The 18,040-nt window shown below is 63.8% G+C and carries 14 protein-coding genes; 5 read left to right on the forward strand and 9 right to left on the reverse strand.

Going from position 1 to position 18,040, the window contains the following annotated elements; all coding sequences use genetic code 11:
• Positions 1-56 precede the first annotated feature (56 nt).
• Entirely contained in the window at positions 57-1,412 is a 1,356-nt protein-coding gene (ssnA, locus tag HMPREF1008_RS01080; protein ID WP_009277998.1) for a putative aminohydrolase SsnA, read from the reverse strand.
• 454 nt (positions 1,413-1,866) lie between these two features.
• Between ssnA and HMPREF1008_RS01085 the strand changes: the two genes are divergently transcribed.
• Both HMPREF1008_RS01085 and HMPREF1008_RS01090 read left to right on the forward strand, forming a co-directional pair.
• Positions 1,867-2,517, forward strand: coding sequence for a transcriptional regulator (locus HMPREF1008_RS01085; RefSeq protein WP_009277999.1), 651 nt, complete (start codon positions 1,867-1,869; stop codon positions 2,515-2,517).
• 39 nt (positions 2,518-2,556) lie between these two features.
• Entirely contained in the window at positions 2,557-3,948 is a 1,392-nt protein-coding gene (locus tag HMPREF1008_RS01090; RefSeq protein WP_009278000.1) for a M20 family metallopeptidase, read from the forward strand.
• Between the two features lie 313 nt (positions 3,949-4,261).
• Here HMPREF1008_RS01090 and HMPREF1008_RS09735 read toward each other — a convergent pair whose 3' ends face one another.
• Positions 4,262-5,251: a hypothetical protein gene (locus HMPREF1008_RS09735; RefSeq protein ID WP_156797567.1), complete on the reverse strand. Its 990-nt coding sequence runs from the start codon at positions 5,249-5,251 to the stop codon at positions 4,262-4,264.
• Positions 5,252-5,778: 527 nt separating this feature from the next.
• Between HMPREF1008_RS09735 and HMPREF1008_RS10345 the strand changes: the two genes are divergently transcribed.
• On the forward strand, positions 5,779-6,240 hold the full coding sequence (locus HMPREF1008_RS10345; RefSeq protein WP_009278002.1) for a LytTR family DNA-binding domain-containing protein: 462 nt from the start codon (positions 5,779-5,781) through the stop codon (positions 6,238-6,240).
• A gap of 29 nt (positions 6,241-6,269) precedes the next feature.
• Positions 6,270-6,770 (forward strand): hypothetical protein, encoded by a 501-nt coding sequence (locus tag HMPREF1008_RS01110; protein ID WP_040656664.1) that lies wholly within the window; start codon positions 6,270-6,272, stop codon positions 6,768-6,770.
• A gap of 757 nt (positions 6,771-7,527) precedes the next feature.
• Here the strand turns inward: HMPREF1008_RS01110 and HMPREF1008_RS01115 are convergent.
• From HMPREF1008_RS01115 to HMPREF1008_RS01125, 3 genes are all read right to left on the reverse strand, one after another.
• The gene (locus HMPREF1008_RS01115) at positions 7,528-8,424 is read right to left on the reverse strand and encodes an aldo/keto reductase (protein ID WP_009278004.1); all 897 of its coding nucleotides are present in this window, start codon (positions 8,422-8,424) and stop codon (positions 7,528-7,530) included.
• 249 nt (positions 8,425-8,673) lie between these two features.
• On the reverse strand, positions 8,674-9,492 hold the full coding sequence (locus tag HMPREF1008_RS01120) for an HAD hydrolase family protein (RefSeq protein ID WP_156797568.1): 819 nt from the start codon (positions 9,490-9,492) through the stop codon (positions 8,674-8,676).
• A 124-nt stretch (positions 9,493-9,616) separates the two neighbouring features.
• On the reverse strand, positions 9,617-11,242 hold the full coding sequence (locus tag HMPREF1008_RS01125) for an alpha-glucoside-specific PTS transporter subunit IIBC (protein WP_009278006.1): 1,626 nt from the start codon (positions 11,240-11,242) through the stop codon (positions 9,617-9,619).
• Positions 11,243-11,594: 352 nt separating this feature from the next.
• Here HMPREF1008_RS01125 and HMPREF1008_RS01130 point away from each other — a divergent pair, with 352 nt between their 5' ends.
• The gene (locus HMPREF1008_RS01130) at positions 11,595-12,320 is read left to right on the forward strand and encodes a GntR family transcriptional regulator (RefSeq protein WP_009278007.1); all 726 of its coding nucleotides are present in this window, start codon (positions 11,595-11,597) and stop codon (positions 12,318-12,320) included.
• A gap of 78 nt (positions 12,321-12,398) precedes the next feature.
• Here the strand turns inward: HMPREF1008_RS01130 and HMPREF1008_RS01135 are convergent, their stop codons facing one another.
• The 4 genes from HMPREF1008_RS01135 to HMPREF1008_RS10945 all read right to left on the reverse strand — a co-directional run bounded on the left by HMPREF1008_RS01135 (position 12,399) and on the right by HMPREF1008_RS10945 (position 17,842).
• Positions 12,399-14,657, reverse strand: coding sequence for a glycogen/starch/alpha-glucan phosphorylase (locus HMPREF1008_RS01135; protein WP_009278008.1), 2,259 nt, complete (start codon positions 14,655-14,657; stop codon positions 12,399-12,401).
• A gap of 83 nt (positions 14,658-14,740) precedes the next feature.
• Positions 14,741-16,246, reverse strand: a complete 1,506-nt coding sequence (malQ, locus tag HMPREF1008_RS01140) for a 4-alpha-glucanotransferase (protein WP_040656667.1) — start codon at positions 16,244-16,246, stop codon at positions 14,741-14,743.
• 199 nt (positions 16,247-16,445) lie between these two features.
• Positions 16,446-16,949 (reverse strand): transposase, encoded by a 504-nt coding sequence (locus tag HMPREF1008_RS10940; RefSeq protein WP_255348647.1) that lies wholly within the window; start codon positions 16,947-16,949, stop codon positions 16,446-16,448.
• Positions 16,838-17,842: a transposase gene (locus HMPREF1008_RS10945; RefSeq protein ID WP_009278011.1), complete on the reverse strand. Its 1,005-nt coding sequence runs from the start codon at positions 17,840-17,842 to the stop codon at positions 16,838-16,840. Before HMPREF1008_RS10945 ends, HMPREF1008_RS10940 begins: the two co-directional genes overlap by 112 nt.
• Positions 17,843-18,040: the final 198 nt, after the last annotated feature.

An 18,040-nucleotide genomic window follows, 5' to 3' on the forward strand; every position in this document is an offset into this window, starting at 1 on the left:
GGCGGATTATGTCCCCCGCATTTATTGCGTCCGCGGGCGACGCAAGTACATGCGACTTAGTACTCGCGGCCGTTGAGCTCCCCCCAGAGCTGCTTGGAGGCGGCGAGGATGCGGGCGTTGATGGCCTCCTCGTCCAGGTCGACGAACTCGCGGTCCTTGTAGAGGACGCGACCGTTGATGATGGTCGTGCGGCAGGCCTTGCCCTCGAAGCCGAAGAGGATGTGGCCGTCGATGTTCTCGTCCGAGAAGGGCGTGAAGGGCTTGTAGTCGAAGATCGCGATGTCGGCCGCGGCGCCGGGAGCCAGGATGCCGAGGGGCTTGCCCTGGGGCTTGGTCGAGAAGTACTTCTCGGCGATGGTGCGGTTGTTCTTGAACAGCATGGCCATGTCCTCGCCCCAGGCGACGTTGGGCATGCAGCTGTTGTGGCGCTGAATCATGATGAAGGTCTTCAGGCTCTCCAGCACGTCATGGGTGTAGGCGTCGGTGCCCATGCCCACGGTGATGCCACGCTTGAAGAACTCGAGCACGGGGGCACAGCCCACGGCGTTGTTCATGTTGGAGCCGGGGTTGTTCACGATCATGGTCTTGGTCTCGGCGATCACGTCCATGTCGGCGGGCGTGATGTGGATGCAGTGGCCCAGCATGGTCTTCTCGCCCAGGAGGCCGTGGTCGAGGAGGCGGTGCACGGCGGTGCAGCCGTGGTTGCCCAGGCTGTCATAGACGTCGTTCATGCCCTCGCAGACGTGGATGTGGAAGCCGGTGAGGCCGTCGTTGGCCTCGACCATCTTGTCGAGAGTCTTGTCCGAGAGCGTGAACAGGGCATGCCCGCCGAACATGGCGGCGATCATGTCGGAGTCCTGCCCGGCGGCCCAGCGCGCGAACTCGGCGTTCTCGGCGATGGCCTGATCGCACTTCTCCTCGCCGTCGCGGTCGGAGGTCTCGTAGCAGAGGCAGGCGCGCATGCCCGTCTCCTCCGCGACGTCCTTGATCGCGAAGAGCGACCCGGGAATCTCGAGGAAGCTGGCGTGGTGGTCGAAGATGGTGGTCACGCCGTCGCGGATGCAGTCCAGGATGGTCGCGTACGCGGAGGCGCGGGTGCCCTCCATGTTGAGGTTGCGATCGATCTTCCACCACTGCTGCTCGAGGTTCTCGAGGAAGTTGGTGGGGTTGCAGCCCTTGATGGCCAGGCCGCGGGCGAGGCCGGAATAGATGTGGGTGTGGGCGTTGATGAGTCCCGGCATGATCACCGCGCCACGCGCGTCGAGGAACCCGGCGTCGGGGTACTTGCCCTCGAGCGCGGACCTGTCGCCGACCTCCACGATCTTGGTGCCGTCGACGACGACCGCGCCGTCCTCGAAGTACGGATGCGCCTCGTCACGAGTGATGACCCTACCATTTGCTACGAGCAGCATGAGACCCCTCCCCCTGCTGAGCGCCGCAGATCAGCTACGGCCGGATACTTGTGAGGCGTGGTCCTCTCTTACCACGTCTATATCTGAAAAAATGATAGGTGGAAAAAAGAAAAGTAAGAATCAGTGATGTCGTAGGCGGTCGATATACCACCATCGGCGCGTTGTATTTTTAAATAAATAACGTTTTGCGCATGCGAGAGTGACGTCGCACGACGCGACGTGGCCCCATGCAGGCAGGGACCTCCTCGCCCCGGCTGGGACCCCTCCCCGAAAATCCCTAACAATTTGTAAGCTTCATCTATTGAGCACGGCGCGATTCGATATACCATTCGGCTGCCAGACCCGCTCGCGACGCAGGTCGCCAAAGGTCGGCTCTCATAACTCTTTGACAGGCATCCCTGCGACCTCGCAGGGTCGACGCCCAGCTCGCGGGCGACGTCAACGGGAGGTTCCCATGCGTACACAGGACATCGAGTTCTGTCGCTCCCTCGCACATGGCATCGCGGCCCAGTTCGGACCGGGCTGCGAGGTGGTCATCCACGACCTCTCGGCCGACAATCCCTCGAGCACCATCGTCGCCATCGAGAACGGTCATGTGTCAGGCCGTGCGGTGGGAGACGGCCCCTCGCATGTCGTGCTCGAGGCACTGCACGACCGCCGCAACCCCGTCGAGGACCGGCTCGCCTACCTCACCAAGACCGAGGACGGCAAGATCCTGAAGTCGTCCACCATCTTCCTGCGCGGCGAGGACGGCGAGGTGGACGGCATCTTTGCCATCAACTACGACATCACCATGCTCCTTGCCGCACGTCACGAGCTGGAGTCGCTCACCGCCGTCGCCGCGCAGGGTGCGGCAGACCCCGAGCCCATCCCCCAGAGCGTGACCGAGCTCCTGGACGAGCTCATCGAGCAGAGCGTGCGGGTCGTGGGCAAGCCCGTCGCCCTCATGACCAAGGAGGACAAGGTCAAGGCAATCGGCTTCCTCAACGACTCCGGCGCCTTCCTGGTCACCAAGTCGGGCCAGAAGGTCTGCAACTACTTCGGCATCTCGAAGTACACCCTGTACAGCTACATGGACGAGGCCAAGGCCCAGGCGCAAGGGTAGCCCGGGCTCGAGGCGATCGCCTTCCGGGAGGTGGGCCGCATGGCTCGGGACGTCACGGTTGGAGAAGACAAGGGAGACTTGCCGGCGCAGGTCGCCGGCGCTGGCCCATATGCGGATGCCGACGCCAATGCCGGCATGGACAAGGACACGGACCGCGGCACGAACGACGTGGTCGGGCTCACCCAGGCGCTCGTGAGGATCGACAGCAGCGACCCTGGCGCCTTCGAGGGCGAAGTCGAGGGCTTCGTACGCGGCTGGCTCGAAAGTCGCATCGGACGGGCGCGCGAGCTTGCCGGTAAGGGCGGGCGCGAGACACTGGGCCACGTCTTCCTCGAAGAGCTCGAGGCGCTTCCCGGCCGGCCCTGCCTGAGGGCCGTGATTCCCGCCGCGGATGAGCATGATGCCACGGGCACGGAGGTGACGGGGCTCTCGCCTGACGACGAGGCCACGACCGAAGGCCTGCCGGGGCTCGTCTACTGCTGTCACCAGGACACCGTCGTCCTGGGGGATGGCTGGGACGACGAGACCCCCACCCTGGGGGCGAGGGTACTTGACGGGCGGCTCTATGGCCGCGGCTCCTGTGACATGAAGGGCGGCCTTGCCTGCGCGATGCTTGCCTTTGGGAGCGCCCTCGACGAGGTCGCGCTGAGGGGACGCCTCCCCCGCCGCCGCATGACGCTGCTCTGCACTGTTGATGAGGAGGACTTCATGCGCGGCATCGAGGCCGCAATCGCCGTCGGATGGGTGGGTGGTACCGACTGGGTGCTGGACACGGAGCCCACGGGCGGCAAGGCGCGCATGGCACACAAGGGCCGCAGCTGGTTCGAGCTCGAGCTGCGCGGTGTCACCGCACACGCGAGCACGCCCTGGCGCGGGGCGGACGCCGTCGCCGCTGCCGCCGAGGCGGTCGTGCGCATACGCTCGGCCGTGGCGGCACTGGAGAGGCATCCCGACCTCGGCGCTTCCACCGTGACCTTCGGACAGATAGAGGGTGGCTACCGGCCCTACGTGGTACCCGACGACTGCCATGTGTGGATTGACATGCGGCTCGTGCCTCCTGCGGGCACCGACTCTGCCAGTGGCATCGTGACGGACGCCCTTCGTGCGGCCGAGAGGGCCGTGCCAGGCTGTGTCGGCAGCTACGAGGTGACCGGGGACCGCCCTCCCATCGAGGCAAACCCCCAGTCCGGACTGCTCGCGCTCCTGCAGGAGGCTTCCGCCGAGGTCACGGGGGCCAAGGCGGGCATCGACGTGTTCACCGGCTACACAGATGGCGCCGTCGTGGCGGGAACCTGCGGGAACCGCGACTGCGTCTCTTACGGGCCGGGCGAGCTCGAGATGGCGCACAAGCCCAACGAGTACGTACCGTTGGCGGACCTCGAGCGCGTGCGCGCGGTGCTCTGCGAGCTTGCCAGGCGGGCGCTCTGGTAGCTGCGCGCCTGCGTCGACGAATCCCGCCGCCGCAGGCGCGAAGTGGGTGGCCGTGGTGCCGCATACCGCCACAGGTGAGAAGTGGGTGACCATGGGGCCACCTCGCACGCGAAGTGGGCGCTTCTCTCGCCCGAGAGCCGCGCGCAACCACCCACTTCGGCCCTCTCGCGCGCCGATGCCGATGTGGGTGGCTGGGTTGCCACCGCAGGCCCGAAGTGGGTGGTTCTCTCACCTTTTCCCGCGTTCCAACCACCCACTTCGAATGTCTTGCGCGCCGGAGGCGATGTGGGTCCCGTTACCTTGCAAAGCGACGCTAGAAGTGCCTCCTGCGCACGTCGGCGAGAAGCGCGTGCAATTCGCGCTGACGAGCCCTCGTCGAGTCCCCGCACGGCCTATGCCGAAGCCCCAACTGCGTTTCGAGGCCCCACACCAAATCGTCGAAGCGTGCGAGCGAGGCAACCTGGCCGTAGGTTATCGAGTTGACACGCAGTCCCATGGAACGCAGCGCGTTGGCTCGTGCCTGCGTGTTGTCATACTCCTCCCTGCCCCCGTGGTGCTCGAAGCTATCGAACTCCAGGCACAACCCCTGATGCTCGAAGAGCAGGTCGACGTAGACGCGTGAGCGCTGCGCCAGCCTGCGCAGGTGCTCGTCTGGCAGCTCGATGCGTCGATTGACGACAAACGGTGGGAAGCCCCTCCCGCCCAGGCGCTTGGGCATTCCCAGCTCCATGGCAAGGAGCGTCTCCATGGGCGACGTCGACCCGTCTATCACCCAGCGCAGCGCCGAGCGAGCCTTCGCGACGCCCCGCACCCCAGCGCAACGGTCAAGATAGCCGGCGATGCGAGCGACGCTCGTCAGGGGAGGCCGGCTTCCCGCGAGTGTCCTGCCGTCGGGCCCAAAGGCGTAGGTGCTGCAGAGCTCGAACCCAAGCTCGACCACTTCCCCTAGGACGTCAAGCGACTCCGCCATCTGTAGAAAGCAAAGCTCCGGCGAGGCGACGAGGACGTCCGGAGAAAGTGCCGCGAACGACCCCTCCGGCAGACTTCTTTTGCAGAGGTGCATGCGCACGTCCGCACAGGAGTGACGCCCGTTGGACGAAGGCACGAGAATGTCGAGCTTTTGCCCGAGCGCGGCATGAAGGGGGTTGCGACCCCTGAGCGCCACCATTGCCCGCCTCGCCTCGCGCGCCGACGCAGTCGCGTCTGCCAGGCTCACGTCACAGGCGATGGGCAGACCACCCCCGTCGTGGCGCCTCGTGAGCCAATACGCCCGGGAGCTGTTATGAGAAATGAACGTAAACATGTCGCGAAGGGTACCGTTCGAAACTCGCGCCAAACCCACTCTTGGCTGGCAGGCAGCTGCCGGAGAGTTCGTGCAGCTGCAAGACCCGCAGGTACATGAGGGTGAGAAGGGCGCAAGGTCAGCGTTGCGGCCGCCCGACGAGCCCAAATGGCCTCAATAATCCACAAGGCGTCCTCAATTCGGCCGTTAACTTGCATGAAGCTGCCAAATCGGATTCAAAACAGGCAATCTGCGCCCCGTGCAATCCGAAGGCGGTACGTTCGATTCACCCGCCACTTATCACGCGCCGCGAGATGAGCGATGTGGGTGGCTGAGTTGCCGCCGCAGGCCCGAAGTGGGTGGTTCTCTCACCTTTTCCCGCATTCCAACCACCCACTTCGACCCTCTCGCACGCCAAGCGCATGCCATTGGGCACCGGACGGGCAACACGCCCCCCGCTTCGTGCAACTTGGCTGCACCAACCATCCACCTCGCCGTCCATCCCATATGCTCGAGATGCGGCAAGGCCAGGACGACGCGGAGGGGCGATGAACGTCAGACACATCGAGCGAGAGGGACAGGACGAAATCGACGTTCTGGTGACGAGCGCACCAGGAGACCAGGACGCCGCCCAGCTGGTAGGCAGGCTCCAATCATTCGGACAGATGGTCGTGGGGTTCGAACCGGGTTCGATTGTTCGCAGGCCGATTCCGCTCGACGAGCTGTTGCTCATCGAGGTACGAGCCGACCTGGTCCTCGTTCGCACCACCGACGGCTCCGAGCTCGAAAGCCCCCTCAGGCTTTACGAGCTGGAGGAGGCCTTGCGGGGAAGCCCCGTCATCCGCGCGTCCAAGCAGGTGCTGGTCAACTTCGACAAGGTCGTCTCGATCAGGCCCGAGCTCAACCGCCGTCTCCTGCTTCGCCTGGAGGGTGGTACGGACGTCCTGGTGACGCGCACCTATGTACCGAACATCAAGAGGCTCCTAGGAAGCAATCCACGTCGCAACTAGCGAAGGGTCCAAAGAAAGGCAGGGGAACAATGGGCGAAAAGACACGTCACCATCACAAAGATGTCGGAATCTATGACGAGGAGTCCAGGCGGGGAATCTGGCACATGGCTCTCAGGGGGCTGGTGGCGGGCAGCATGGTGTCCGTGCTGATGCTGCTTGCGGCGTGCGGGACCGAAGCCATCGCGGGGCGTTGGAACCAAGGGTTGAGCTGGTGCGCCTCTGCCATCGCCGCAGGCTTGGCCGGCGGCATCCTGCAACAGCTGTGGTTTGGCTACTCCGTGCTCACCAAGCCCAACTATCCCGTGCGCGTCGCGGGCTTCGGGCTCAGCTATTACCTCGTGCTGGCGGCGTGCTCCTTCCTTGGCGGGTGGTTCCCGACAGAGAACGCCGGCGCATGGGCGAGCTTCACGTTCCTCTACCTGGTCCTGCTCACGGCCATCACCGCAGGCTTCACGATTGCCTTCCGCGTCCAAGGGGCGTCATACACCCAACGTCTCGAGGCATACCGCAAGCGCAACTCCCGGGAGTAGACACTGCGACCTGTCACGAGAAGCGCGAAGTGGGTGGCTGGATTACCGTCGCGAATGCGAAGTGGGTGACTTGACTGCCACCGCAGGTGCGATGTGGGTGATCCTCTCACCTGAGAGTCGCGCGCAACCACCCACTTCGGCCCTCTCGCGCGCCGACGCCGATGTGGGTGGGCGATATGCCGCCGCAGGTGCGATGTGGGTGATCCTCTCACCTGAGAGCCGCGCGCAACCACCCACTTCGGCCCTCTCGCGCGCCGACGCCGATGTGGGTGGGCGATATGCCGCCGCAGGTGCGATGTGGGTGGTCCTCTCACCTTTTCCCGCGTTCCAACCACCCACTTCGGCCCTCTCGCGCGCCGAGGTCGACATGTGTGGTTGGGACGCCGCCGCAGAGCAAGATCCAAGCGAGAACAGCGTGCCGGCACAAGCCCGAGGAGGGGCCGAGCTACCGCTGCGACAAGTGCGGCTGGGTGCCAGAGGACCAGCCCAAGCCGCCCAAGTTCTGCCCTGAGTGCGGCGACGTGTTTGACGAGAACGACAAGGGGCAGGCGCTCCCCGCGCAGGCCTTGGTCCGGGGCCCGGGCCAACGGTCAGACGGCCTAGCCGGAAAAGATTGCATTTCTCGCAGAATGCCGTCTTTCCACCCTGCCAACAGGCCATTTGCCAAAAATGCCCGCATTCCGTGAGAAATGCGGGCAAGGGGGTGACGGACCGCGACACTTGCGTGAGAAATGCGGGCGAGGGGCGCTAGGCAATGTCACTTCGTGAAGGTCGTTCCGGCGAGCGCTCGCTCACCGGGGCGCGCGAGGGGCCCCACGAACTCGTGAGCGCGATAGGGCTCCTCGAGGAACGCGACCTCGTCCTCGCTTAGCTCGAGCCCCATGGCGCGCACTGCGTCGTCGACACGGCTCGGCCTGGAGCAGCCCACGATTGGCGCCGTGATTCCCCTTGCCCAGTGCCAAGCCAGCGCCACGTCTGCCATGGGAACCCCGCGGCGCTCCGCAAGCTCGGCGACCCTTGCCACGACCTCGAGGTCGTTGGCCTTGGCGGCGTCGTACTTCTCCCTCACCACACCGTCCGTCTTGGAGCGGACGGTGTCGGAGTCCCACTGCGACCTGATAAGGTGGCCGCTCGCGAGCGGCGAGTAGGGCGTGAGCGCCATGCCGTACTCTCGGCAGACGGGAATCATCTCTCGCTCGTCCTCGCGATAGAGCAGGTTGTAGTGGAGCTGCATGCTCGAGAACTGCGTCCAACCATGCTGCGCCGCGCAGACCTGCATGTCGTGGAGCTGGTAGGCGTACATCTCGCTCGCGCCGAGCGCACGGACCTTGCCTGCCCGCACCAGGGAGTCGAGGGCCTCGAGGGTCTCCTCGATGGGATGGTCGTAGTCGAAGCGATGGATGATGTAGAGGTCTAGGTAGTCGGTCTGCAGGCGGCGTAGCGTGCTGTCGATCTCGCGCAGGATGGCATCGCGCCCGAGCCGACCTTCGTTGAAGAAGACCTCTTCGACAACCTGGGCAAGGGGGCTGCGGGCGCAGCCGTACAGAACATGAACATCGCGCTCGGCCTCGACGAGACAACCGGCCTGGAGTAGCCCGCAGGCCCGGTGGTCGGCACCGCATCTGGCTCCGCGCTCCCTGCCCCCGAAGGGCAACCCCCAAAGCTTGAAGAACAGCAGGGGACGTCCCTCAGTCGAGCGGTCGGTGGGCAGCTAGGCGGTAGGCTAGCGAGCCGAGTAGCGTCCATGCGCACCTCCAGGAAATCCGGTCAAATCTTGGGCTAGCGTACCCATTTGGCCGGATTGATGGCCGGATTTGTGGCCGGATTGGCGCGACCGCTCGACAGGTGGCGCAGCAAACCGCAGCAAGCTCAGCGACCCGCTGCGGTCCCCTGCCAGCCAGGCTCACACGAGCTGCAGGTGCTCGAGGCCCGAGGCTACCCCGTCTTCCGACACCGAATCGGTGACGTAGTCCGCGAGGCGCTTGACCTCGGGGATGGCGTTGCCCATGGCCACGCTCACGTCCACCTCAGAGAAGAGCGTGAGGTCGTTCTCCGAGTCACCGAAGCCATAGGTCACTCCTACGTCATCACCAAGATGTGAGAGGACCGCCTTGATGCCGGCCTTCTTGGTATTGCACGCGAGGCCGACCTCGGAGTTCTGCATCTCGAGACGACTGGCGACCAGCTGGGAACCCAGCTGGGGGTCAGCGACGAGCTCGTCTGCGGCGGAACTGCGGATGACCAGCTTGTAGGCACAGCCGTCCGGGAGCTGTCCGATTGCCTCGTCCATCGTGTCTGGCGTGCCGGAGCGCCTGCCCAAGGCTCCTCCGCGCAGCTCGACGGCACCGTGGGCGGACTCTATCAGCGCGCCGTAGCCACCTGCAGCCAGGACCCGGTCGATGTGGGCGAGGACGTCGGCCGGCAGGGGGCGATCGCGCAACACCTTATCGCCCATCGTCACGTAGGCGCCCGCCAACGCAATGATGCCACTGAACGGCAATGAGGCCAGGTCGGGGTGGATACCCACAGGCGAGCGCCCGGAGCACAGAAACGCGTGGTTGCCACGAGCGACCAGGCTGCGGATGGCTGCGGCGACGCGCGGACTGGGCGTGGGCGACAGGCCCCTCTCCCACTCGGGCAGCGCATCGCGCTTGTTGGGATCGGTCCACCCAAGGGTTCCGTCGATGTCGAAGAAGACCGTCGCTTTGCCTGATTGTGCCATGGCACTCCCCATCTCAGTAGCCGCCCCAGCGCGAGACGGACGTTGCAACCGATCAACCACCGGGGACCCACGACAGCCGCACGGGACCCCGGTGGAAGCTTACACCCTCGGGACAAGCAAATCCCTAGTCATTGCCGACGAGCTTGTCGAAGCGCTCGCGGACCTTCGTCACGCTGAGACCGATGATCACCTGCATGGCCTTGCCGTTCTTGGAGATGCCCATGGTGCCGATGGACTTGAAGTCCTTGTCCTCGGCTACCTTGGTCTCGTCCTTCACGTTCACGCGCAGGCGTGTGACGCAGTTGGTGACGTCCACGATATTGTCCACGCCACCCAAGAGGTCAAGGATGTTCGCGGCAAGAACCATCTTCTCGTCGCTCGTGTCGACGTCGGGTGCGGAAGAGCCGGCCTCGTCGGCGTCCTCGGAGCCGACAGACTGCGCCATCCCATGTGCCTTGCGGAACTCCTTCTTGGAGCCGAACTTTATCTCCTCGTTTTCCTCACGGCCAGGAGTCTTGAAGTCAAACTTCAGAATAAGGAAACGGAAGATAAAGAAGTAGATGGCCGTGAAGGCAAGGCCGACGGGAATGGCCATCAGGTACGTGAGGCCATGCGAGGCAGCAAGCGGTATGAAGTTGAACGACGCCATCTCGATGAGTCCGCCCGAGAACACGCCCACGATGCCGATTAGGTTCATGCAGGTCGAGAGCAAAGACGCGAGCAGGGCGTGGACAGCAAACAGCGGGGGCGCGACGAAGAGGAAGGTAAACTCAATGGGCTCGGTCACGCCGCACAGGACAGCAGTGATGGTGATCGGGATCAAAAGGGCAAGGAGCTTCTTACGATTGGACTTCTTCGCCGTGACATAGAACGCTGCGGCGACGCCGGGCATACCGAAGATCTTGGACCAACCCGTCGCAGTGATGGCGCCCCAAGGAGCGAGCTCCTTGAGGGAGGCGGTAGAGGCAGCGAGCTGGGGCAAGGCCTTGGCCCACTCCGCGTAGATACCCCCATTGACGGCCACGTTGTCGTAGTAGAACGGGGCATAGAGCAGGTGGTGGAGGCCGAAGGGGATGAGCAGCCGCTCGAGGAAGACGAAGACCGTGACCCCCCAGGTGCCCGCACTCATGATGACACCCTGAAACACATGCATGCCAACCTGCACCTTGGGCCACAGCAGCACAGAGATGATGGCGCAGGGGAGCATAGCAAAGAAGGCGACCATGTAGACGAAGGTGGAGCCCGAGAACACGCCCAGCCACTCAGGAAGCTCGGTGTCAAAGTACTTGTTGTGCAGGCTGATGACCACCCCAGAGATGAGCAGGGCTCCAACCATGCCCATGTCCAGCGTCTTGATGCCGCCTATCGTCGCCAAACCAGAGGCGTTTCCGACCTCGGCGGTGAAGTCGACGCCCAAGGCCGGACCCCAAGCAGTTAGGATAGCATTTACGAAGTAGTTGAATGTGAGGTACGAGACGAGGACCTCCATGCAGCAGCGACCGCTCTGCTTGCGGGCAAGACCAATGGGCAGGGCGATGGCAAAGAGCAGCGGGAGCTGGTTGAAGACGGTCCAACCTCCGGCCAAGATCACGCTCCATACGTTGTACCAGGCGGTACCCTTGGCCGCTATCGGCCCCACAATTATCTCTGTGGTAAATAGGGTTCCCAGTCCCACGACAATGCCCGCGAAGGCAAACAGCAGAACTGGCGTGAACATCGCCCCGCCAAACTTCTGGATCTTCTGCATCATGGCGCGTGCCCCTTCTCTGAGTGCGAGCTCGATGCTGCCCCGTGACCGACCTCTTCGGTCATCTTATTTGAACAAGTATAGCAGCTTCTTGGACATGTTGTTCAAACAAGTCATATTTTTTGGCACCTATTCCAAGCGATTCGCGTCACTGCCCAGTCTTGCCGGGTGATTTGCTTTGAACTCGGCGGGCATCCCACTTCCTGGATTTTTCATCCATATGCGCGGAAGGGGGAGTTCCATCAGGACGGTTGCGGTACAAGGTAACTATGTGCTCACAATCAATCTAGACAAGGTGCGCCCGAGACACTCGAGGCCTGCGCCAAGACGACGACCACGCAGTGAGGAACACGCGATGCCCAAGGCGCTCTTCGAAGACATATATCTAAGTATTAGGGAGAAAATCAAGGACGGAACCTATCCCTACCAATCGTTTATACCCTCTGAGAGCGAGCTTATCGGCGTGTACTCCTGCTCGAGGAACACCGTCCGCCGAGCGCTTGCCATCCTAGCCGACGAGGGCTTCGTGCAACCCATCCACGGCAAGGGCGTCCGAGTCATCTGGTACTCTGACTACCGCGACGTCATCGGTTCCTTCGATGGGCTCTACTCCTTCGAGGAGTATGCGGCGCACAACGACATGAGGCCGGGCACCATCGTGAGGGAGTTCGAGCGGCTCGTCTGCGGGAAGGGACTTGCCGGATACACGGGCTTCGACGAGGGAACCGAGCTCTATCGCATGGTCCGCACCCGTAGTCTGGACGGTTTCACCTGCCAGATAGACACCAGCTACCTCCTCGCCGACATCATCCCCGACCTCTCCCCCACGATCGCCGAGAGTTCCGTGTACAAGTATCTAGAGGAGGAGCTGGGCATGAGGATACTCACCAGCCGCCGCCAGATAACAGTCGGCCTCGCCAACGAGGAGGACCGACGGTACCTCAACCTGGGTCCCTTCAACTGCGTCGCCGTCGTCGAGAACCAGACATACAACTCGGACGGCCTCATGTTCGAGTTCACCCAGGTGCGCAGCCATCCCGACACGTTCAGGTACTGCGTGGTCTCGAGACGCCAAGCCTGAGCCCCTCGCTCCGCCGCGTACTCCTAGAGCGGGTCTGGCCCGAGGCGGGGACGTACGCCGCCCCGGGCCACGCTAGGTCTATGACAGGTGCCAGATGTCCTCGTCGTACTGCGCGATGGTGCGATCGGAGGAGAACGTGCCCGCCATGGCCACGTTCACGAGCGCCTTCTGGATCCAAGCATGACGATCCTCGTAATCCCCATACACCCGCTCCTTCAGCTGGATGTACTCCTCAAGGTCCAAGAGGGCCATGAACCAGTCCTTGTTGACAATGTCATCGTGTAGGCGGCGCAGACGCTCGGCGTCACCCGTCGCCATGAACCGGGGGTTCGTAATGAAGTCCACGAGCAGCTTGACACCAGGCCGGCTATAGTGCGCGGACGCGTCGTAGGCGCCCTCGGCGTAGAGGCGCTCCACCTCCTGGCTCGACGCACCAAAGGTGTAGATGTCATTCTTGCCCACCAGCTCGGCAATCTCGACGTTGGCGCCGTCGAGCGTGCAGAGGGTCACGGCGCCGTTGAGCATGAACTTCATGTTGGAGGTACCGCTCGCCTCCTTGCTCGCCAGCGAGATCTGCTCGGAGATGTCAGCTGCGGGGATGAGGTGCTCCGCCGCCGTGACGTTGTAGTTCTGGACCATGAGGACCTGCAGGTACGGAGAAACATCGGGGTCCTGGGCCACCCAATCGGACAGCGTGAGGATGAGGTGGATGATGTCCTGGGCGATAACGTAGGCAGGTGCCGCCTTCCCGCCAAAGACGATCGTGATGGGGCGTGCGGGCAGATTGCCGTTCTTGATGTCCAGGTACTTCCAGATGATGTAGAGCGCGAGCATCTGCTGTCGCTTATATTCGTGGATACGCTTCACCTGCACGTCGATGATCGCGTCCTCGGGAATGCGCGCGCCCTGGTTTTCGAGCATGAACTGCCGCATGCGCCCCTTGGCGCTGTCCTTCGCCCTCTCGAACCCCTCTATCACGGCCTTATCGTCCAAGTGCTCCTTAAGCGGCGTGAGGTCCGCGCTCTTGTGCCAGTCCGTACCGATGGTATCGTCCAAAAGTCCGGTGAGCTCAGGGTTGCAGCCCATGATCCAACGGCGAAACGTAATGCCGTTCGTCTTGTTGCTGAACTTCTCGGGATAGATCTTATAGAAGGGTGCGAGCTCCGTGTCCTCCAAGATCTTGGTGTGGAGCGCCGCTACCCCATTGACGCTGCAGCCAAAGTGGATCGCCAGGTTTGCCATGTGGACCACGTCATCCTGGATGATGGCAACTGCGGGATCAGCGTAACGCTCCTTGGCGATAAGGTCGAGCTTCACGATAATGTCAGCTATCTTAGGAGCAACGGTCTCGAGGAACTTGATGGGCCACTTCTCGAGGGCCTCGGCCAAGATCGTGTGGTTGGTGTAGGCGACCATCTTCTCGACCATCGCGACGGCCTCGTCGAAGCCCATGCCATGCTCCTCGGTAAGCAGGCGAATGAGCTCGGGGATGACCATCGTGGGATGCGTGTCATTGATCTGCACCATGACATAGTCGGGCAGGTCACTCAGGTCGCTGCCACGTTCCAGCGCCTCGCGCAGGATGAGCTGGGCCGCGTTGCTCACCATGAAATACTGCTGGTACACGCGAAGCAGACGTCCCTTTTCGTCCGAGTCGTCGGGGTAGAGGAAGAGCGTGAGGTTCTTCTTGACCTCGTCCTTGTCAAACTCTATCGAGTCGGCGGGGACCAGCGAGTCATCCACGCCCTCGAGGTCGAAGAGCCTCAGGCGATTCTTGGTTGGACGGCCGTAGCCCGTCACGTCGATGGAATAGAGTCGCGACCTCACGTTGAAGTCACCGAACACCACATTGAAGCTCACGCCCTCGTCGTTGAGGACGGCCTGCCTGTCGAGCCACCCATCGGGAAGCGCCCGCTGCTGCTTGTCGCGAAACTCCTGACGAAACAGACCATAGTGGTAGTTAAGGCCCACGCCGTCACCGGGAAGACCCAGGGTTGCTATGGAGTCCAGGAAGCACGCGGCGAGCCTGCCCAGGCCACCGTTTCCCAATGACGGCTCCACCTCAAGCTCCTCGACCTTGTTAAGGTCATGCCCAGCCGCCTCGAGCTGGGCCTTGACCTCATCGTAAAGGCCAAGGTTGATGAGATCACTGATCAGCAACTTGCCGATAAGAAACTCCGCGGACAGGTAGTAGAGGCGCCGCTTGCCGGCATTGGGAGGCAGCTTGGCGCTGCGCTGCCTCACGATGCCCTGCAGCATGGCGCAGATCTGCTCGTCGCTCAGGGCCTCCAGGTCAAGGCCGTAGCTGTCGTGGGCGCAGGTGTTCAGACTCAACATGTGTCTTCCTCTTTTCAGTCTATTGCTGTGCGTAAGGACGGCGACCGGACGATCCGGGGCGCTTGGTTGTGCGAATGGCCTCATCACGCCGGGAGCTCGGGCGGCCGTGCTCCGGGGACGCGAAAGTAGGTCTGGGTGAGGTCGAGGAGGGCTTCCTCGACGGCTCGGGTGATGGCACCCTCCCTCATGCGCCAGTCCCAGTTTCCACCTAAGACGGCTGGCACATTGATGCGCGCCTCGTCTCCTAGGTCAAGTAGGTCCTGCATGGTGTAGATGCAGGTGTCACTGACGGATGCGGCGATGGCGCGGTTGAACGCAGCCCCCACGGGCTCGCCCTTGGCCCGCCTGGTGTAGCGGTCCGCCTGTTCGCGCTGGCGCGGGGTCGCCGTGTTCTCGTACCAGCCACGAACGGTCTGGTTGTCGTGGGTACCCACGTACGCGATGGTGTTAGGCGTGTAATGGTGGGGCAGATAATACGAGTCGCTGTTGCCATCGAAGGCAAACTGCAAGATCTTCATGCCGGGAAAGCCCGTGTCCTCGCGCATCTTGATGACCTCCGGAGTCATGAACCCCAAGTCCTCCGCAATGATGGGGAGCTTGCCCAGCTGCCGTGTCAGCTCGTCGAAGAGTGCCGTGCCAGGACCCTTGCTCCAAGAGCCAGCCGCAGACGTCGCAGAGCCAAAGGGCACGTCCCAGTAGGACTCGAAGCCCCGGAAGTGGTCGATGCGCACAATGTCGTACATCTCAAGGCTCATGCGCATGCGCTCGACCCACCAGGAGTAGTGATCCTGGGCCATGGCGTCCCAGTCGTAGATTGGGTTACCCCAGTACTGTCCTGTTGCGGAGAACTGATCGGGCGGAGTGCCCGCGACGCTCGTGGGACTCCCGTCCTCACCGACCCTGAAGAGCTGCGGCATTGCCCACATCTCGACGGAATCGCGCGAGACGTAGATGGGCATGTCGCCCACGATAAGCACTCCGCGCTCGTTCGCGTAGCCCTTCAGGCTCTCCCACTGCTTGAAGAAGAAGTACTGCGTCATCAGGTGGTACTGGTAGTGGTGCTCACGCTTGGCGCTCAGGTCCCGCGACGCCTTCCCCGGGTTGCGATACTGCTGTGGCCACTCGTGGAAGGCCTTAAGGCCGAACTCCTCCTTGACGGTCATGAACTCGCAGTAGCCGTCAAGCCAACTGGCGTGCCTGCGTGAGAACTCGTCTAAGTCCGAGGGGGGGTCCTGCATGAAGCGTGCCGTCGCACGCTCGAGCACCTTCCTGCGCGCGACGAAGATCGTGGCGTAGTCGATGCGCGTCGGGTCATCCCCGAACTTTACGCCCTCAAGGTCGCCGCGCTTCAGGTAGCCCAGCTTTACCAGCTCGTCCAGATCGATGAAGTTGGGGTTGCCCGCGTAGGCGCTGAACGACTGGTACGGCGAATCACCGTAGCCCGTCGTGGTCAGCGGCAGGATCTGCCAGTAGCGTTGCGAGCAGCGGCTCAAGAAGTCGACGAACTCATAGGCCTTCGGCCCGAACGAGCCGATGCCATACCTCCCAGGCAGCGCAAAGATTGGCATCAACACTCCACTTGCTCGCATGGCGTCCTCTTCTCTCCTAGACCCACAGGCCAATTGTAACGGATACTCACCACGGTCGCGCGACCACTGCACGATCGTTCGCTACCGCTACTCACAGACAGGCTCGTCACTCAGATTCGCAGACACGCTCCTTCGTATAGGTATATTACTCGTTTGAACAAGTTTGAGCCTTCGGTAGTTCTCGTGGCCTAGGGGTCGTCTAGTTGCCCCTTGCCACCTTCCTCCTCCTCTTCCTGTCGCGTTCCCCGCCCCTCCTCCTTCTCTCGTCCACCTTCCTCCTCTCCTCCCCGCGGTCCTCCCAGGGAAGTGCCGGCTGCCCATCGGAGCGGCGCAGCATGAGAAGCGCGACGAGGTTGCCGGCGTTGCGGAACCCGTGGCCCATGCGCACCGTCACCTTGATCTTGTTGTTGATGCTCTCCGCGCGGCCGTTTCCGATGCCCAGCGCCACGGCGGCGACGACGTCCGCGCGCCTGCGCCCCACCTTCTTCTCGACGGCGACCACGGGCCCGATCTCGCGGTAGGCGGCCCCGCGCAGCCAGCCGTCGGGCATGGCCTCGGCCTCGACGGCCGTCCCGGCGCGGAAGACGGCCCTCAGGCCCTCCTTGAGGTCCCAGGCCGTGAAGAGGCGCCCGCCCTCCTGAGCTCGGCGAGCTTCGCCCGCTGCGACCCCGTGGGGTCCCCCGGGCTCCTCACCAGCGCGCAGCGGCTTCCCTTGACCGCGTCCGCAGCCTCCCTCAGCGCCCTGGCCTCCGGCGGGGCCCCCTCGCCCCCGCGCGGCCTGCCGGGCCCGTCGCGCCTCGGCCTCGCGCCTTGGGCGGCCCTCTCGGCGACCCGCCACTCCTCGCGCCCGGCCTCGTCGAGCGCGTCGCTCGTCCGCTCGGCCACGCGGAATGGGTCCATGGCCCACCGGGCGTTGGGGCACCCGCGCCTGGCCAGCGCCTTTGTCCACTTGGCACCGTCGGCCGTCACGACCTCTATGGCGCGTCGCTGCTCGCGCGCGGGCTCGTCGAGGAAGAGGCCCGGCACCTCCCTGCCGTACCCCTCGTGGGCCCAGACGGGGCGTCCCCGGTCGTGGCCGACGACGACGGTCAGGTACTTGTGGCCCTTCTTGCAGCCGGTCTCGTCGATGCCGATCCGTCTCAGCCCGCCGAAGCGCCCGACGCCCCCCTGCGCCCCGGTCTCGTCGTAGACCCTCCCGCAGATGCCGCCCACGCTGTGCCACTCCACTCGCGCGATGCGCGAGTGGGCGGGCACGCGGCACCTCACCGCCAGGCACGCGACCCAGTCCTCGAAGTCGCGCGTGTGCCCGGACCCGTGCCTCGCCCACGGCACGCGCTCGACGCGCACGCCGTGCTCGGGGCACGCCGCCCTGGCGGGCCCGCACTCCAGGAGGCACTCGGGCCCCGCCAGGTCCATGGCTCTCCGCCGCCTGGTCGGCCCGTGGTCGTGGCACTCGCACCTCCGGCCGCAGACCGGGCACCCCGGCCGCCCCCTCCCGTGCGGCCCCGCCGACACGACGATCGCGTCGCCCTCGATCGCCGCGCCCTCCACGACGGTCCTCGCAAGCGCGAGGACATACCGTAGAATCCTCGCCATGCGTCCGCCTCCCGTTGCTCCGGATACTTTTGGCGAAGTGGAATCCTACGGGAAAAGGGCGCCGAGCGGCCCCTTGCGGGGCCGCTCCTGTCAATCCTACCTGCTTCCTACACGTGAGCTGGTCAAAGCGGTCGGTGGTCACCCACACAAACTACCGAAGAGCCACAAATACCGGCTCATGCATGCGGAGAAGGCGAA

This window comes from Olsenella sp. oral taxon 809 str. F0356 (assembly GCF_000233535.1).
GTDB classification, from domain to species: Bacteria; Actinomycetota; Coriobacteriia; order Coriobacteriales; family Atopobiaceae; genus Olsenella_I; species Olsenella_I phocaeensis.

What these genes read in the sequence shown, in the direction of transcription:
- ssnA (WP_009277998.1), bottom strand. Translation starts at nt 1,412, where the DNA reads ATGCTGCTCGTAGCAAATGGTAGGGTCATCACTCGTGACGAGGCGCAT.
- HMPREF1008_RS01085 (WP_009277999.1), top strand. Translation starts at nt 1,867, where the DNA reads ATGCGTACACAGGACATCGAGTTCTGTCGCTCCCTCGCACATGGCATC.
- HMPREF1008_RS01090 (WP_009278000.1), top strand. Translation starts at nt 2,557, where the DNA reads ATGGCTCGGGACGTCACGGTTGGAGAAGACAAGGGAGACTTGCCGGCG.
- HMPREF1008_RS09735 (WP_156797567.1), bottom strand. Translation starts at nt 5,251, where the DNA reads ATGTTTACGTTCATTTCTCATAACAGCTCCCGGGCGTATTGGCTCACG.
- HMPREF1008_RS10345 (WP_009278002.1), top strand. Translation starts at nt 5,779, where the DNA reads ATGAACGTCAGACACATCGAGCGAGAGGGACAGGACGAAATCGACGTT.
- HMPREF1008_RS01110 (WP_040656664.1), top strand. Translation starts at nt 6,270, where the DNA reads ATGGGCGAAAAGACACGTCACCATCACAAAGATGTCGGAATCTATGAC.
- HMPREF1008_RS01120 (WP_156797568.1), bottom strand. Translation starts at nt 9,492, where the DNA reads ATGGCACAATCAGGCAAAGCGACGGTCTTCTTCGACATCGACGGAACC.
- HMPREF1008_RS01125 (WP_009278006.1), bottom strand. Translation starts at nt 11,242, where the DNA reads ATGATGCAGAAGATCCAGAAGTTTGGCGGGGCGATGTTCACGCCAGTT.
- HMPREF1008_RS01130 (WP_009278007.1), top strand. Translation starts at nt 11,595, where the DNA reads ATGCCCAAGGCGCTCTTCGAAGACATATATCTAAGTATTAGGGAGAAA.
- HMPREF1008_RS01135 (WP_009278008.1), bottom strand. Translation starts at nt 14,657, where the DNA reads ATGTTGAGTCTGAACACCTGCGCCCACGACAGCTACGGCCTTGACCTG.
- malQ (WP_040656667.1), bottom strand. Translation starts at nt 16,246, where the DNA reads ATGCGAGCAAGTGGAGTGTTGATGCCAATCTTTGCGCTGCCTGGGAGG.
- HMPREF1008_RS10945 (WP_009278011.1), bottom strand. Translation starts at nt 17,842, where the DNA reads ATGGCGAGGATTCTACGGTATGTCCTCGCGCTTGCGAGGACCGTCGTG.